A 16,491-nucleotide genomic window follows, 5' to 3' on the forward strand; every position below is an offset into this window, starting at 1 on the left:
CGGATGGAGAGTATTCATTTTCAGCATAACGCCCTGACCGCCGCGGAGATCACCACCCGACGGCTATGCAGGCTGCATCGGGTGCGTCTGTTCGCCCCGGCGCTCTGTCGGGTAAAGCGCGGCAGCAAGGTGATTGTGCAAGGGGAGAGCCGGGTGCTGGCGACCCCGCAACAGCTGATTGTTTTGCCGGCAGACGTTGAGCTGGAGGTGATTAACCAGCCGGAGAATGGCCTCTTTTGCTCCGATCTGCTGTCGCTGACGCCCGAGCTGTTGACGGCGTTCAAGACCCGCTATGTCAGTGAACCACCGCCCGGGCGTCTGACCTCGCTCTGCGCCCCGGTGACGACTGAGCTGGCGTTTATGTGGCAAAGCGTTCTGCAGGCGGTGCGGGAAGGCTTGTCCCCCTCTCTGCAGCAGCATCAGACCATGGGCCTGCTGCTGGCCTTGCACGAGGCGGGTTATGCCGGCCCGCTGCTCGTCGAGCGGCAGCAGGATTTGTCGGCGCAGGTTCGACAACTGGTCATGCTGTCGCCAGCGCAAGCGTGGAGCGTGTCGCGGGTAGCGAAAATGCTCTTTCTCGGCGAGTCCACGCTGCGCCGTCGGCTGCAGCAGGAATCGCAGAGTTTTCGCCAGATTGTCGAGGAGGTGCGGATGGCCCATGCCCTGGGGCAGCTGCAGACCACTTCGCGGCCCATCGGGGAAATTGCGCAGAACAGCGGATATCAGTCGGGATCGCGCTTTACCGCGCGCTTCCGTCAGCACTATGGTTTACTGCCAAAGCACGTACGCTGAATGAATTTGCTATCCTCAGCATAAAGGGTGAGCGAAAAGGAGACGATGATGGCCAGTATCTGCACGATGGCATGGGTTTACGGTTCGGTTCAGGGCGTAGGGTTTCGTTATTCGACACAGCGGGAAGCGCTGCAGCTGGGATTGACCGGCTATGCCCGTAATCTGGACGACGGCGGGGTGGAAGTGCTTGCCTGCGGCGAGGCGGAGCAGGTGGAGAAACTCATCGCCTGGCTGAAAGCCGGTGGGCCGCGCAGCGCGCGGGTTGACCGAGTGTTGACTGAACCCCATCAACCCACCCGCAGCTGGGACAAGTTCGCGATCCTCTATTAGATGCACTTCACCGGCTTCGGCAGACCGGCGATTTTGGTCGCTTGTTTGGCGGGGCCTTTCGGAAACAGGCGATAGAGATAGCGGCTGTTGCCTTTCTCTTCGCCAAACTTGTTGGCCATCGCCTTTACCAGCATGCGGATCGCTGGCGAGGTGTTGAATTCAAGGTAAAACTCGCGCACAAAGCGCACCACTTCCCAGTGCTCAACGGCGAGCGTTATCCCTTCCTGCGCGGCGATGACGTCGGCCATCGCCTCGCTCCACTGGGTGGTATCTTTCAGATAGCCTTCGCTATCCGTCTCAATTTCGTTGCCTTCAAAAATAAACATAATTTTTCACATACCGCCTGAAACTGGCCGCAGTGTAGCAAAAAAAAAGGCCCCGCATAAGCGAGGCCTTTGTTAGCAGGGGAACGGTTAGTCCCGGCTGGCGAAGCCCAGGATGCTCAGCAGGCTGACAAAGATGTTGTACAGCGAGACATACAGGCTGACCGTGGCGCGAATGTAGTTGGTTTCACCACCGCGGATGATGTTGCTGGTCTCGAACAGGATGGCGCCCGAAGAGATCAGGATGAACACCGCGCTAATCGCCAGGTGCAACGCCGGCAGCTGCAGGAACAGGTTAGCGACCATACCAATCAGCACCACGACCACGCCGGCCATCAGCATCCCGCCGAGGAAAGACATATCTTTGCGCGTCGTCAGCACGTAGGCCGAGCAGCAGAAGAAGACCAGCGCCGTACCGCCCAGCGCCAGGCCGATCAAATCGCCCATGCCGGCAGAAAGGTACGCGTTCAGCATCGGTCCAAGGATATAGCCGAGGAACCCGGTGAAGGCGAAGGCGGAAATAATCCCGGTGGGCTTATTCGCCGTTTTATAGGTCAGGAACATCAGACCGTACATCCCCACGAGGGTCAAAATCAGCCCCGGGGAAGGAAGCATCAGCACCGTGCTGGCGGTAGCGGTGATGGCGGAAAACGCCAGCGTCAGGCTGAGCAGGAAGTAGGTGTTACGCAGAACCTTGTGCGTGCTGAGCAGCGAGGAACGGTCACGCGATGATGTAATTATGCGATCCATGAGTCACTCTCTTATGACAGATGTAATTAGGTATAAAGAATAAGAAAAACAAGCGTGAAGCCCTAATGCTTTTACCCATCTTTACTTAGCTTTTGCCGCTTTTGACTAGCATATAATTCTGCATGGATTGGAAAAAGCGATATGTTTTCGCGTTTCGCTTCGGTGAGCCGATCGAAATCTTATAGGTTACTGAAAAATATTGCTTTATTGAAATTCTGCGACTAAGTGTGGAAGGGGGAATAACTCCGTACGTTAAAGGCAAAGGGAAATGACATTACATCAAAACAATCACATCACGCGAACGCTGCTGGCAGTCAGTATGATAGCAATGATCGGCGGGGCGCAGGCGGCGCAGGTGCCGCCGGGCACCCAGCTGGCGGAAAAGCAGGAGCTGGTCAGAAATAACGGCAGTGAACCAGCCTCGCTCGATCCGCACAAAGTCGAGAGCGACGTTGAAAATAATATTATTAGCGATCTCTTCGAAGGTCTGGTCAGCGTATCGCCTGCGGGGGCGGTCGAGCCCCGGCTGGCGGAACGCTGGGAAAACAAGGACAACCAGCTGTGGACCTTCCATTTACGTCCCGGCCTGACCTGGTCCGACGGCACGGCCATCACGGCGCAGGATATCGTCTGGAGCTGGCAACGGCTGGTCTCGCCGGCCACCGCCTCCCCCTATGCAAGCTACCCCGGCAATATGCATATCACCAACGCCCGAGAGATTGCCCTGGGGCAAAAGGGCCCCGAGACGCTGGGGGTGAAAGCCCTAAACGACACCACGCTGCAGGTCACCCTGACTCAGCCGAATGCTGCCTTCCTGGCGATGCTGGCGCACCCCGCGCTGGTGCCGATCGACAAAGTGCTGGTGGAGCGTTTTGCCGATAAATGGACCCGGCCAGAGCATATCGTCACCAGCGGGCCCTATAAGCTGACCCAATGGGTGGTGAATGAACGGCTGGTGGCTGAACGTAATGTGAAGTACTGGGACAATGCGCACACGGTTATCAATAAAGTCACTTACCTGCCAGTCTCTTCCGAGGCCGCCGATGTTAATCGCTACAAAGCGGGGGAGATCGATATTGTTTACACGGTGCCGATCAATCAGTTTGCGCAGTTGCAGAAAACCATGGGCGACCAGCTGGACGTTTCGCCACAGTTGGCGACCTATTACTACGAGTTCAATACCACCCGGCCGCCGTTTAACGACGCGCGCGTGCGTCGGGCGCTGAATATGGCGCTTGATAAAGATATCATTGCCGGAAAAGTACTCGGCCAGGGCCAGCGCCCGGCCTGGGTGATCAGTCAGCCGGATATTGGCGGCGTGACGCTACACAACCCGGACTATGCCAGCTGGCCGCGCGAGAAGCGGATTGCCGAGGCGAAAAAACTGCTGGCGCAGGCAGGGTACGATGAGCGGCACCCACTGGTCTTTACCCTGCTATATAACACCTACGAGTCACATCAGCGCATCGCCATCGCCGCCAGCTCTATGTGGAAGAAAAACCTCGGCGTCGAGGTGAAGCTGCAGAACCAGGAGTGGAAGACGATGCTGGATACGATGCATACGCATAATTTTGACGCCGTCCGCTACGCGTGGATTGCCGACTACGACGATGCCGCCTCCTTCCTCAATACCTTCCGCACCGGGGATAGCGAGAACACCAGTCAGTACAGCAACCCGGCATACGATGAGGCGCTGCACAACGCGGCGAAAGCCACCGACGTGGCGACCCGCGGCAAATACTATCAGCAGGCGGAAGATCTGCTGGCGCAGGATGTCCCCGCCATTCCGGTCTATCACTATGTGCGTACCCATTTAGTGAAGCCCTGGGTGGGCGGCTTCACGCCGGACAAGCTGGGGTACTACTACACCAAAGATATGTACATAAAGAAACTGCCGTCCACGAGCGGCGATGGGCGCTGATTTTCTGTGCGAACTGCCTGAAATTCAGACGAATAACACAGATTTGTTTGTTTTTAAGGCAGTTGAACAAAATGGTGCTTTACAGCATCCGCCGAGGTGTTTATAGTGCGCCTCACACCGGAAGTGTGGCCGAGCGGTTGAAGGCACCGGTCTTGAAAACCGGCGACCCGAAAGGGTTCCAGAGTTCGAATCTCTGCGCTTCCGCCATATAAAAGAAGGGGTTACCGAAAGGTAACCCCTTTTTGCTTTTCCCTTTGACCATCCCAACCGCGCTTCATCCTGACCTCCCGACCTCGCAAACCCGCCATGCGAAATCTCGTTGACTCTGTCAGCGCCGCAGCGTAATCAGCTGGCGAAAATGAAACCACCAATCCGTTTAAAAGGAGGAATGTTAATTGTTCCGAAGCACGATATAAGCGAATTGATGCTCAGGAATAAAAACTTTCCGCAAAAAAACTTCGTCTATACTTGGAAAAATGATGATTTACCTGCCACGGTTTTACGCAGAAAAGAGACCAGTGAGGTCAGCATGCCTGTCATTAATCCGCAAGATATCAAAGAATTACGGGCGTTGGTTGAAGAACAATTAAAATACACGCTGTGTGTCAGCTTAAATAAAGCCACGCAAGGCGATATTTTTAACGCGGTGGCGCTGGCCATTCGTCATTTTCAGCAGGACCATTTTCTGTCGAGCCAGGCGCGGCAGCGCGAAGCGCGAAAAAAGCGAGTTTACTACCTGTCGATGGAGTTTTTACTCGGCCAGTCGCTGCGTAATAACCTGGTGAATATGAATTTACTGTCGGAGATGCGCCAGGTGGTCAATGACCTGGGGTTTGATCTTGAACGCCTCCTTGACGAGGAGCCTGACGCCGCGCTGGGTAACGGCGGATTAGGGCGCTTAGCCGCTTGCTTTATCGACTCGATGGCCACCCTTGACATTGCAGCGTCCGGGCATGGCATCAAATACGAATATGGCCTTTTTCGCCAGTCCTTTCAAAACGATCAGCAGATCGAACATCCTGATGACTGGCACTCCATGCATTCCCCATGGCTGGTGGAGCATCACGCCCAGCACATTCTGATCCCGCTGGGGGGGTATATCGAGCATAGCGAAGATATTGATGGTAATTACAACCCGATGTGGCTCGGCTGGAAAACTATCGTTGGTATTCCCCATGACTATTTTGTTTCCGGCTACCGGGATACGACCACCAACAAGCTGCGTCTCTACAGCGCGGTAGCCTCTGACTCCTTTAATATCCATATTTTTAATCGCGGCGATTATATCAAGGCGGTGAGTGAAAAAATCGCCTCGGAGAATATTTCAAAAATACTCTATCCTTCCGATGAGGTGCTGACCGGAAAAGAGCTGCGGCTGACCCAAGAATATTTTCTGGTGGCCTGTACGCTGCGGGATATATTTCGTGACTACGCTGAGGTTAATGACGACATTACTTTGCTGGCGCAGCATGTGGCTATTCAGCTTAATGACACCCATCCGGCATTGGCGGTGGTGGAGCTGATGCGGATCCTCGTGGACGAATACCGACTGCCCTGGGAGCAGGCGTGGGAGATAACGCAAAATACCTGCGCCTACACCAATCATACGCTGATGCCGGAAGCGCTGGAGACCTGGCCGGTGTCGTTGTTTGAGAAACTTCTGCCGCGTCACTTGCAGATTATATTTGAGATTAACCACCGTTTTCTCGAAGCGGTGGCCCGGCGCTGGCCGGATAAAAATCATCTGTTATCTTCGCTGTCTTTAATTGACGAACATCATGATAAGCAAATCCGCATGGCTAATCTGGCCATTGTCGGTAGCCATCGCGTGAATGGGGTGGCGTGGCTGCACTCAGAATTGGTCAAAAAACAGCTGGTGCCTGATTTCTATTTTATCACCCCGGAGAAATTCATTAATCAGACCAACGGCGTCACACCGCGTCGTTGGGTGCAGCAGGCTAACCCTGGGCTGGCAGAGTTTTTGCACCAACAATTGGGGGAGGGGTGGCCAACCGATTTACCCCAGCTCTCCCGTCTGGAAAACCTGGTGGACGATCCGGCCGTTATTGACAATATCCGGGCCATAAAATTTGCTAACAAAACCGCGCTCAGCCAGCTGGTGGCGCAACGCTACGGCATCCCGCTGGATCCGCTGGCCATGTTTGACTGTCAGGTCAAACGTATTCACGAATACAAACGACAGTTACTCAATATTCTTCACGTGATCGCGCTGTACCTGGAGATCAAAGAGGCAGGGAGAACGATTGCGCCTAAGGTCCATTTGTTTGCGGGTAAAGCGGCGCCGGGCTACCGGATGGCGAAGCTGATTATTCAGTTGATTAATACCGTTGCCCGAAAAATTAATAGTGACCCGCAGGTCGCCGGGCAGCTTAAAGTGGTTTTCCTCGAAGATTATAAAGTCTCGCTGGCGGAAAAAATTATTCCCGCCACGGATCTTTCTGAGCAAATTTCCACCGCCGGAACCGAGGCGTCCGGCACCAGCAATATGAAGTTTGCCATGAACGGCGCGTTAACTATCGGCACCTATGATGGGGCGAATATCGAAATCCGCGAGGCAGTGGGGATCGATAATTTTTATCTGTTTGGCGCGGTGGCGGAAGAGATTGAAGAGAGCCGACGCCTCGGGCATCACCTTGCGTTTTATCATCAGAATCCGGCTATCGCACGAGTGGTCGATAGCCTGGTGTCCGGGCAGTTTACCGCCGATCGCGAACGGTTTGCGCCGCTGCATCAGATGCTGACGGGGGCCGATCATTACTGCCATCTGCTGGATTTCGACAGTTATTGTCAGGTGCAACAGCAGGCGATGGCTGATTTTGAACAACCGGATCGCTGGCACCGCCGGGCCTTGCTCAACATTTGCCGGATGGGGGAGTTTTCCAGCGACAGAACCATCCGCGGCTACGCCAGGGATATCTGGGGCATCACCCGCTAAAAAAGCACACGCCAAACAGAACTGAGTCGCGTTGACAGGTGTCAGCCAACATTGAGGATAAAGATGAACGTTGAATTACATACTGAGCAGGGCGTCAAAATTATCGTGCCCCTGGTGCGTCGACTGGATGCTTCCGTTGTCTCGGCGTTTAAGCAGCAGGTCCTCGAGGCCATCGACGGGGAGACGAAAAACGTACTGCTGGATCTGAGCCATGTCGAGTTTATCGACAGCAGTTGCCTGGGCGCCCTGGTATCCATACTCAAGAGCGTCAGTGGGCAGGGAGAGCTGGTGCTGTGTTCGCTCAACGGGACGATCCAGAACCTGTTCAAGCTTACCCGTATGGATCGTATCTTTTCTATTAAAGAGAACCGTCAGGAGGCGCTGAACCTGTTTGCTCAGGGATGAGGTTTGTGCAGGGCAGGATTGCCGCCGGGTTACTGACCGCCCGCTTATTCTTCGATAATCCGTGCCTTCGGTTTACTCAGCAGGAGCATCACCAGCGCGACGTAGGGCATCGGCTTCCAGAAGAAGTAGCCCTGCAGCAGAGAAATATTCTGGCGATTGAGATAATCCAGCTGGGCCTGGGTTTCAACGCCCTCGGCAATGATGCGCAGTGAAAGCGTTCGGGCCATCTCTATCACGCAGTCCAGCAGCTTGCTTGACGGCGTCTCTCCGGTCACGCGACCGACAAAGCTCTGATCGATTTTAATGTAATCAAACACCAGTTCGTGCAGATAGGAAAGCCCGGAATAGCCGGTACCAAAGTCGTCCAGCGCGATGGAAAACCCGCAGTTGTGTAACCTGTTGAGCTTGTCGACCACCGCCCCATTGAGTAACAGCGGTTCCTGCTCGGTGATCTCCAGCATCAGCTTTACCGCTTTACCCTCAAAGCCGCGCTGAAAGTGCAGACAATCATCGATAAACGTCGGCGAGTTAATATGCGACGCGCTGATGTTGAGGCCAATATGAAACCCATCCGGTAGTTTATTAAAGAGCGGTCTCATCTGGGCGGCTACCTGCGCCATCAGGCTGCGGGTCAGCGGAATAATTAGGCCGGTACGCTCGGCCAGCGGTATAAATTCAGCAGGTGAACGCGAGGGCGTGGTGGTGTTTTGCCAGCGTGCCAGTATTTCCACACCGTATATCTCACCGGTTTTCCCGTTCACCAAAGGCTGGTAGTAGGGAACGATATAGCCCTGGGCGATGGCGTAGCGCAACTTTTCCTCTTCAGAGGTGTAAACATTGAGAAATTTACGCATCAGAAAATAAAACAGCAGCGAAACAGAGAAAATAAAAATCAGCAAACCGGCGCCATTATTCACCAGGCGGCCGGGGCTTAAAAAAGATGACTCGGGATAGGCAATGCGAAACGGATAGGCCGGCGAGGTAAAAACGCTCCGGCTTGGATCCGCAGCCTGTGGCTGGACATCGCCATGCCTGGTAATCATTTGATCCTGAACCCATAGGGCCAGCCCATTGCTATCCGAATCGCTATATAGCGCATCGCGCAGATGGACGTCGCTGATAGTGACAATCACCCGGATCTGCGCTGAGTGCGTCTGATAGATCAGCACCGGACGCTTATTGACCATCATTCTGGCCGGGAGCAGCATCAGAGGTTCGTCAGATAAAGAAACAGGGCTGAGCGTCAGGACCCGGTTGCCGGGCAGGGACGAGCACCACACCTGGCCCTCTTTTATCAGCATAATGGTGCGCAGATGCGGCTGCAGGGCGGCCTCCGTTCCGAGCTGAAACTGACCCTGTTCCGAGCACCCGCTGCGGCTAACGTTCATCGCCGTCACCGTTGCTGTGCGGGCCTCATCCAGAATAACGGCGATTTTCGTCGCCGCCTGGCGGGCGGCGGCGACATGGGCGGCCTGGTCGGAATGCCACAGTTGCCAGTTAATGACGAACACGCCAGCCAGAAATACCACCAGCGCCAGGGAAAAGGCAATCCATGCGTTTCGCCGCTTTATCTCTTTCATTTATCGTGCGTGCCAGGGTGAGTGTGCATAAAGTTAACCATCCCTCTGACGGTAAAGGCTTTTTAATGATCGTAGAAGGGGGATATCTTTCATGATGACGGCGCATATTAAAAACATGATCAGTATCACAATACCTGCCGGCAAAGACCGCAGATAACGTGCAGAGGCGGCTGTTCTGTCATGAAGGCAATAAAAAAATCACAGCTTAATGTTTTCTTAATCTAAATTTCGGGAACGGATGGTTTTAAGCATTTTCTAATCCCTAATAACAGACCGGCGCTATTTTTTGCTTTTTTAAGTTTATGATAATTGTTTTCATTATCATTCTTTTTTTGCTGTGATTTAATCCTCTCCGCTCAGGCTATTTACCATTAATTGCCCTATTTCATTAAGGATGCGTTCATGAAATCTCGCTTATCGCCCCTCCGCACGGCAGCGCTGGTTGCCGCTTCACTGTTTCTGGCGCCGCAAGGGATGGCGGCTGACGGTCAGGACGGGATTGTGGTCTACAACGCCCAACACGAAAATCTGGTGAAGTCGTGGGTGGATGGATTTACGAAAGAGACCGGTATTAAAGTCACGCTGCGCAATGGTGATGACAGCGAGCTGGGTAATCAGCTGGTTCAGGAAGGCGCCGCGTCGCCAGCCGATGTGTTTCTGACCGAGAACTCGCCGTCGATGGTGCTGGTTGATAATGCCAAACTTTTCGCCCCGCTGGATGCGGCGACCCTGCAGCAGGTTCCGGCGCAGTACCGCCCTCAGCACGGACGCTGGATCGGCATCGCCGCGCGCAGCACCGTCTTCGTCTATAACCCGGCGAAAATTAGCGAGGCGCAGCTGCCGCACTCGCTAATGGATCTGGCGAAACCGGAGTGGAAGGGCCGCTGGGCGGCTTCGCCATCGGGGGCGGATTTCCAGGCTATCGTCAGCGCGATGCTGGCGCTGAAGGGTGAGCAGGCGACCCTCGACTGGCTGAAGGCGATGAAAACCAACTTTGTCGCCTATAAAGGCAACAGCACGGTGATGAAAGCGGTCAACGCCGGGCAGATCGACGGCGGGGTGATCTACCATTACTATCGCTTCGTTGACCAGTCAAAAACCGGCGAGAACAGCAAAAACACCCAACTGTATTACTTCAAACACCAGGATCCAGGGGCCTTCGTCAGCATTTCCGGCGGCGGCGTGCTGGCCTCCAGCAAACATAAAGCGCAGGCTCAGGCCTTTATTAAATGGATCACCGGTAAGCAGGGACAGGATGCGCTGCGCACCAATAACGCCTTCGAATATGCGGTGGGGGTAGACGCGGCCTCTAACCCGAAACTGACCCCGCTGAAAGATCTGGATGCCCCGAAGGTAGAACCTTCCTCGCTGAACAGTAAAAAGGTCATTGAACTGATGACGCAGGCTGGCCTGCTCTGATCCTGAGGAAGTGATGTTGCTATGTCTGTTCTGAGTCTGTCGCTCGGAAAGAAAACAGGACGCCTGCCCGAGCGCAGGCGTCCTGCATTTCCGATGGTTGCCTTAGCGCTCCTGTTTTCATTGCTGGCGCTGTTGCCGTTAGGGTTTGTGGTGGCGGTCGGATTCGATACCGGCTGGCCGACAATCAAAGCGCTGGTCTTTCGCCCGCGGGTAGGCGAGCTGCTCAGCAATACCCTGTGGCTGACGGTGCTGGCGGTCCCCATCAGCATTGTGCTTGGCGTGACGCTGGCCTGGCTGACGGAACGTACCGCGCTGGCCGGGCGGCAGCTGTGGTCGGCGCTGGCGGTGGCCCCGCTGGCCATTCCAGCCTTTGTTCAGAGCTACGCGTGGGTCAGCGCTGCGCCCTCGCTGCATGGCCTGGGCGCCGGGGTGTTTCTTTCCGTGCTGGCCTACTATCCGTTTATCTATATGCCGGTGGCGGCCGTGCTGCGCCGACTCGATCCCACGCTTGAAGATGTCGCCGCATCGCTGGGCACTCCGCCGTGGAAAGTGTTCTTTCGGGTGGTCCTCCCGCAGCTGCGGCTGGCTATCTGCGGCGGTGCGCTGCTGGTGGCCCTGCATCTGCTGGCGGAATATGGTCTGTATGTGATGATCCGCTTCGATACTTTCACTACCGCCATTTACGATCAGTTCCAGTCGACCTTCAGCGGTCCGGCCGCCAATATGCTGGCGGGCGTGCTGGCTCTGTGCTGTCTGGCGATCCTGCTGCTGGAGAGCGCTTCGCGCGGTAAAGCGCGCTATGCGCGTATCGGCGCCGGGGCGGCGCGCGAGCAGAAGCGCCTGGTGCTGGGTAAAGGGGCCGCTTTCGGCGCGCAGCTGCTGCTTCTGTTGCTGGTGTTGCTGGCGATGGGGGTGCCGTTGCTGGTCCTGGGGCGCTGGCTGTGGCTGGGCGGTATCGACAACTGGCTGCATGCCGATCTGTGGCATTCCCTGCGTCAAACGCTGCTGCTGGGGGCGGGCGGGGCGCTGCTGACGACGGTCTGCGCGATCCCCATCGCCTGGCTCGGCGTGCGCTATCCGCGTCCGCTGTTCCGCCTGCTGGAGGGGTGTAATTACATCACCAGCTCGCTGCCCGGCATCGTGACCGCGCTGGCGCTGGTCACCGTCACCATCCACTATGCCCGTCCGGTGTACCAGACCGAAGTGACGCTGTTTCTGGCCTATTTGCTGATGTTTATGCCGCGGGCGCTGATTAACCTGCGCGCCGGTATCGCCCAGGCGCCGGTGGAGCTGGAAAACGTCGCCCGCAGTCTCGGACGCAGCCCGGCCCGCGCCCTGTGGAGTATCACCATGCGGCTTGCCGCTCCGGGGGCGGCCGCCGGCGCCGCGCTGGTGTTCCTCGGCGTCAGCAATGAGCTGACCGCCACGCTGCTGCTCTCGCCGTTAGGCACCCGCACGTTGTCGACCGGATTCTGGGCGTTAACCAGCGAGATCGACTACGTGGCGGCGGCGCCCTACGCGCTGCTGATGATCGTCATTTCGCTGCCGCTGACGGCGGTTCTCTATATGCAGTCGAAAAAAATGGCAGGGTTGTAACATGCTGGAATTGTCTTCTGTTTCGAAATCCTTCGCCGACGCGCAGGTCCTCGATAATATTCATCTTCAGGTGGCGCCGGGTAGCCGGACGGCTATAGTGGGTCCGTCGGGTTCGGGAAAAACCACGCTGCTGCGCATTCTCGCCGGTTTCGAAACGCCCGACAGCGGGCGGATCGTGATGCACGGCGCGCCGCTGTTTGCCGAGGGCGTGTTTGTTCCTGCCCACCAGCGACGGATCGGCTATGTTCCGCAGGAGGGGGCGCTGTTTCCTCACCTCAATGTGGCGGACAATATCGCCTGGGGACTGGACGCCAGCCGCGAGGAAAAACGTCGCCGGGTGGGCGCGCTGATGGAGATGGTCGCCCTCGACCACAGCCTGGCGCGCCACTGGCCGCATGAGATCTCCGGGGGCCAGCAGCAGCGTGTGGCTCTGGCTCGCGCCCTGGCCCAGCAGCCGGCGCTGATGCTGCTCGATGAACCCTTTTCTGCCCTGGACACCGGACTGCGCGCCAGCACGCGCAAAGCGACCGCCGATCTGCTGGCGGAGACCGGCATCGCCTCGATTCTGGTGACCCATGACCAGACCGAAGCGCTGTCGTTCGCCACACAGGTGGCGGTGATGCGCCAGGGGCGTTTCGCCCAGGTGGGGACCCCGCTGGCGGTTTACGCGCAGCCGGTGGATGAAGAGACGGCGCTGTTTCTCGGCGATGCCCTGATCCTCCCCGCACGGCTGAGCCCCGGGCGGGCCAGCTGCGCGCTGGGCGACCTGGCGACAGACGCAGGGCATCCTGCTGGTGAAGGTAAGGTGATGTTGCGTCCGGAACAGCTGAGCGTCAGCGTGAGCGGGCCGCAGGAAAGTACCGCCACCATCCGCGATGTTGATTTCTCCGGCCAGCTCTCCACGCTGACGCTGTCGATGTCCGGGCACAATCGGCCGATTGTCCTGCGAACCGTAAGCCAGCCGGCGTGGCAGCCCGGCGCGACGGTGCGACTGACGGTCAGCGGCAAGGCGCGAGTGTTCAGCGGCTAATCTCTGAGCAGGCGCCGCCGGTTATCGGTGGCGCCGCACGGAAAGCTAATCAGCTGATGGATTTAGCCGATAGTATCCGCGCCACTGACCTCGTCGCCATGGAGTGGTAGTACGTTGGAACAATTCCGCGGGGTCAGTCTACCTCACCGCCGTTTTGTCGGCGCGTCGCTTTTTCATTCGTCCCGCTGCGCTTAACTGCTATCCTGTCCCGCGATCGGCCCTGTGGTTACCATGAGACATCGCTATGCCTGAATGCCTTATTCCTGCGAAACGCCCCATTCCGTCCGCTTTGGCGCGGGGTACGCTACTGCCTGCGCTGCTGGTTATCGTCGCCGTCGCTGTCGGCTGTGCGCTGGTGTCGCCGCCCATCGGCACGTGGCGAGAAATCCTGGCCAACCCCGGGCTCTATATCGATATGCTGGCGCTGCTGTTTCTGGTGTTTATGCTGTGGAGCTCAGCGAAGGTGCGGATGAGCCATATTGCCGTCAACTGGGTGCGCTATGGGCTGCTGCTGTGGATTGCCGGCGGCACGTTCGATGTGATGGATGAGATGGTGGTTCAGCCGCGCTGGATGGGCTACTACTGCGAAGATCTGCTGCGCCTCTCCGGGATGCTGCTGACCGTGGTGGGCGTCTACAAAATTATTGAGCGCATCAACCTGCTGTACGTTGACGCGCGCTCGCAATCCCTAAAAGATGAGCTCACTCAGTTGCCCAACCGCCGCTTTTTTATCGATACCATTCGCGAAAAGTCCGGACATGCGTTGGGGCTCATGATCCTGGATATCGATTTTTTTAAGAAAATCAACGATACCTGGGGCCACCTGGTGGGGGATGAAGTGTTATTTTCCCTGGGGAAACAGCTGGCGAAACTAACCAGCGAGCAGGTCCTGCCGGCGCGTATCGGTGGGGAAGAGTTTGCCATTATCGTCGATGGCCTGTCGGAGCCTGAGCTGCACGATCTGGCGCAGGCGATCCTCGACAATGCCCGCACCATCCTGATCAATCATCAAACACCGCTGTCGATCAGCATTGGCGTTGGAACCTGGCGGCCGGGCGAAGCTCAGGAGACGTTTATCCGCAAAGTCGACGAGGCGTTGTACAAGGCCAAGCACAACGGGCGCGGGCGCGTGGAGTGGGCGTAATATTCCGACACGGCAGGTTAGGCCTGCTGTGCGCTGCGGCAGTGTCGCCGATACTCTGACGGCGAACGCTCGGTGTAGCGTTTGAAGACCCGGCAAAAATAGTTGCTGTCGACAAAGCCGCAGTTATGGGCGATCTCTTTCACCTTCAGGTCATAGCCGCGCAGCAGCTGTTTTGCCTTTTCAAGACGCACCCGGGTCAGATATTCGTTAAATCCCACCGAGCCTGATTTCTGGAAAATATGCGAAAGATAGTTGGGCGTGATGTGAAAACGTCTGGCCACTGATTCCCGCGTCAGCGGCAGGCTCAGATTTTCCTCGAGATAGTCCTGAACGGCAAGAAACAGATCCCGGCTGCGACTGACGCGCATTTCCAGCCCAACCAGCTGTTCGCGACAGTGGCTCAGTAGCGCGGCGACCACCAGCCGGGCGGTCAGCGGATCGGGCTGCAGGCTGACTTCATTCAGGCTCAGCAGCAGGTAAGAGCCCACGCGCGGCCCGAGGCGGGCAACGCTTTGCTTCTCCGTGTGCAGGCTTTTCCCGTCCCAGCGTTGAATACTGAATCCCAGTTTCTGCCGGCCAAACAGGATACTCAGGGTAGTGGCCGGGCCGGTCCACTGCGGCAGCGTCCACTTTCCCGCCTGCACGTAGAGTACCTGCAGCGCGGTTAACGTCGAAGCGGCTAGCGGCAGCCCCTGTTCATTAAGCTGACCCTCCAGCACAATTTCCAGACGTGGAAACGGTACGTTGAAGGCAAGGGCAGGCACGGAGATATCCGGCTCAGGAAATCTCACCTGTAAGCGATCTTTTTGACCGATTAACCGATGCAGTATATCCGGCAGATCTTCAATCATTCTTTGCCCTCAGCATGCGCATTATCCTGTTGATGATAATCTATTTTTTCCTCCCCGGCAGCGTTTGTTAAGCCATTTTGCGCTGTGGATTCCCGGTCAGCTACAGCACAGGCATCGCCGAAAACGTGATTGTTGACGCCCATCACACTTTGTTGGCTCGCGTACGTATGTCCAGTTTTTCGTAGCGCTCGCCTCCTGTCATGCCGCGGATGGACCAGTAGAGTTTGTTTGTGTTATCGGAACGTTAAAAAGGAACGCAACATGAACTCATCATCAGCTAGCTTTCTCGATGCGTTAGGCGCCAGCATGGCGCTCAGCGCGCAAATGAAACACGAGCTCGACACCCTCGGCTACACCGTTGTGCATAACGTCGTTGACGCCCAGTGGCTGAGCGAAATGCGACGGCTAATTGATACCCTGGTCGAGCGCGAAGGCGACAATCTGGCGATGGAACATCATCAGGAAGCGACCGCGACGCGGATCGCCAACCTGGTGAATAAGGGGGTTATCTGGGAGAAAGTCTGGGCTCATCCGCTGATCCTCTCCGCCTGCCGCTATATCTTCGACGGCGATTTTAAAGTCTCCAGCCTCAACGCGCGCGAGGCGTTATATAACGGCGGCCACCAGCCGCTGCACGCCGACTGGAAAAAGCCGCGCCCGGATTTTCCCAAAGTCCACCTGGTGAATACCATCTGGGCGATAGACGATTTGAGCGCCGCCAACGGCGCGCCGCGGATAATCCCCGGTACCCACCTGCGTCCTGAGCTCCCGGAAGAGGTACTGGCCGACCCGGAGCAAGCCCACCCTGATGAAATCGTGTTTGCTGCGCCGGCCGGGAGCGTGATGATTTACAACGCTCACGCCTGGCACGGCGGCACGCGTAATCGTGAGGGCAGCAGACGACGTGTGCTGCATGGGTTATACATCGATCGCACGGATACGCCGCAGCAGGACCAGCGGCGCTGGCTGACGCCCGAGACGGCCAGCCGCCTGACGCCAGCGCAAAAGTGGTTACTGGATGTAGAGTAAGGCCCGTCGCCGGTCAGGGAGGTTCAACATAGACGACCGGCTTTTTCATGATGCTTTTCACGGCCTCGACGATCTGCTGCGGCTGCAGCAGGAAGCTCTTGATGCTGGTTTTAATCGTCCGCAGGCCGCGAAAGCGCTGGGCGTCGTCAATTTCGATATCCGTCACCAGCAGCACCACTTCGGCGCGGGCGATATCTTCTGCGGTAATGCGATTTTCAACGCCGAGCGCGCCCTGAGTTTCCACCTTAAGATGCCATTTTTCATGATGACCGACCTTTTCCAGCCGTTCGGCAGCCATATAGGTGTGCGCCACTCCGCTGACGCAGGCGGTGACGGCGATAATATTGAAGTCCATAACATCCTCC

15 protein-coding genes, 1 tRNA gene and 1 pseudogene are annotated in these 16,491 nt (G+C 56.8%); 11 read left to right on the forward strand and 6 right to left on the reverse strand.

Annotated features, from left to right (window positions below):
- The first annotated feature begins 3 nt into the window (after nucleotides 1–3).
- Both ABLV52_RS02960 and yccX read left to right on the forward strand, forming a co-directional pair.
- Nucleotides 4–792: an AraC family transcriptional regulator gene (locus ABLV52_RS02960; RefSeq protein ID WP_023289061.1), complete on the forward strand. Its 789-nt coding sequence runs from the start codon at nucleotides 4–6 to the stop codon at nucleotides 790–792.
- Nucleotides 793–840: 48 nt separating this feature from the next.
- Nucleotides 841–1,122, forward strand: coding sequence for an acylphosphatase (gene yccX, locus ABLV52_RS02965; protein WP_004201446.1), 282 nt, complete (start codon nucleotides 841–843; stop codon nucleotides 1,120–1,122).
- On the opposite strand, the gene tusE is transcribed toward yccX, so the two are convergent.
- Nucleotides 1,119–1,448, reverse strand: a complete 330-nt coding sequence (gene tusE, locus ABLV52_RS02970; RefSeq protein WP_004201447.1) for a sulfurtransferase TusE — start codon at nucleotides 1,446–1,448, stop codon at nucleotides 1,119–1,121. The genes yccX and tusE overlap by 4 nt on opposite strands.
- A gap of 87 nt (nucleotides 1,449–1,535) precedes the next feature.
- On the reverse strand, nucleotides 1,536–2,195 hold the full coding sequence (gene yccA, locus ABLV52_RS02975; protein WP_002898458.1) for an FtsH protease modulator YccA: 660 nt from the start codon (nucleotides 2,193–2,195) through the stop codon (nucleotides 1,536–1,538).
- A 268-nt stretch (nucleotides 2,196–2,463) separates the two neighbouring features.
- Here yccA and ABLV52_RS02980 point away from each other — a divergent pair, with 268 nt between their 5' ends.
- The 4 genes from ABLV52_RS02980 (at nucleotide 2,464) to ABLV52_RS02995 (ending at nucleotide 7,477) form a co-directional block, all read left to right on the forward strand.
- A complete protein-coding gene (locus tag ABLV52_RS02980; protein ID WP_086075745.1) occupies nucleotides 2,464–4,116 on the forward strand; it encodes an ABC transporter substrate-binding protein in 1,653 nt (550 codons plus the stop codon).
- A gap of 119 nt (nucleotides 4,117–4,235) precedes the next feature.
- Nucleotides 4,236–4,323, forward strand: a tRNA-Ser gene (locus ABLV52_RS02985).
- Between the two features lie 322 nt (nucleotides 4,324–4,645).
- Entirely contained in the window at nucleotides 4,646–7,072 is a 2,427-nt protein-coding gene (locus tag ABLV52_RS02990) for a glycogen/starch/alpha-glucan phosphorylase (RefSeq protein ID WP_348889977.1), read from the forward strand.
- Nucleotides 7,073–7,135: 63 nt separating this feature from the next.
- Nucleotides 7,136–7,477, forward strand: coding sequence for an STAS domain-containing protein (locus ABLV52_RS02995; RefSeq protein WP_023289065.1), 342 nt, complete (start codon nucleotides 7,136–7,138; stop codon nucleotides 7,475–7,477).
- A gap of 44 nt (nucleotides 7,478–7,521) precedes the next feature.
- On the opposite strand, the gene ABLV52_RS03000 is transcribed toward ABLV52_RS02995, so the two are convergent.
- A complete protein-coding gene (locus ABLV52_RS03000; RefSeq protein WP_348890008.1) occupies nucleotides 7,522–8,331 on the reverse strand; it encodes an EAL domain-containing protein in 810 nt (269 codons plus the stop codon).
- 111 nt (nucleotides 8,332–8,442) lie between these two features.
- Nucleotides 8,443–9,057 (reverse strand): annotated as a pseudogene (locus tag ABLV52_RS03005) (CSS-motif domain-containing protein); the annotation flags it as partial.
- Nucleotides 9,058–9,459: 402 nt separating this feature from the next.
- Between ABLV52_RS03005 and ABLV52_RS03010 the strand changes: the two are divergent.
- From ABLV52_RS03010 to ABLV52_RS03025, 4 genes are all read left to right on the forward strand, one after another.
- Nucleotides 9,460–10,476, forward strand: a complete 1,017-nt coding sequence (locus tag ABLV52_RS03010; protein ID WP_032455292.1) for an iron ABC transporter substrate-binding protein — start codon at nucleotides 9,460–9,462, stop codon at nucleotides 10,474–10,476.
- A gap of 21 nt (nucleotides 10,477–10,497) precedes the next feature.
- Nucleotides 10,498–12,072: an iron ABC transporter permease gene (locus tag ABLV52_RS03015; RefSeq protein ID WP_044521979.1), complete on the forward strand. Its 1,575-nt coding sequence runs from the start codon at nucleotides 10,498–10,500 to the stop codon at nucleotides 12,070–12,072.
- Nucleotide 12,073: 1 nt separating this feature from the next.
- A complete protein-coding gene (locus tag ABLV52_RS03020) occupies nucleotides 12,074–13,102 on the forward strand; it encodes an ABC transporter ATP-binding protein (RefSeq protein ID WP_348889978.1) in 1,029 nt (342 codons plus the stop codon).
- Between the two features lie 244 nt (nucleotides 13,103–13,346).
- Nucleotides 13,347–14,246: a GGDEF domain-containing protein gene (locus tag ABLV52_RS03025; protein WP_064158249.1), complete on the forward strand. Its 900-nt coding sequence runs from the start codon at nucleotides 13,347–13,349 to the stop codon at nucleotides 14,244–14,246.
- A gap of 17 nt (nucleotides 14,247–14,263) precedes the next feature.
- Here ABLV52_RS03025 and ABLV52_RS03030 read toward each other — a convergent pair whose 3' ends face one another.
- Nucleotides 14,264–15,097: an AraC family transcriptional regulator gene (locus ABLV52_RS03030; protein WP_023289071.1), complete on the reverse strand. Its 834-nt coding sequence runs from the start codon at nucleotides 15,095–15,097 to the stop codon at nucleotides 14,264–14,266.
- Nucleotides 15,098–15,358: 261 nt separating this feature from the next.
- On the opposite strand from ABLV52_RS03030, the gene ABLV52_RS03035 reads away from it, so the two are divergent.
- Nucleotides 15,359–16,126, forward strand: a complete 768-nt coding sequence (locus ABLV52_RS03035; protein WP_348889979.1) for a phytanoyl-CoA dioxygenase family protein — start codon at nucleotides 15,359–15,361, stop codon at nucleotides 16,124–16,126.
- A gap of 13 nt (nucleotides 16,127–16,139) precedes the next feature.
- On the opposite strand, the gene ABLV52_RS03040 is transcribed toward ABLV52_RS03035, so the two are convergent.
- A complete protein-coding gene (locus tag ABLV52_RS03040; RefSeq protein ID WP_348889980.1) occupies nucleotides 16,140–16,481 on the reverse strand; it encodes a PTS fructose-like transporter subunit IIB in 342 nt (113 codons plus the stop codon).
- Between the last annotated feature and the right edge of the window lie 10 nt (nucleotides 16,482–16,491).

The sequence above is a fragment of the Klebsiella sp. GB_Kp056 genome, from assembly GCF_040064755.1.
Taxonomy (GTDB): domain Bacteria; phylum Pseudomonadota; class Gammaproteobacteria; order Enterobacterales; family Enterobacteriaceae; genus Klebsiella; species Klebsiella quasipneumoniae.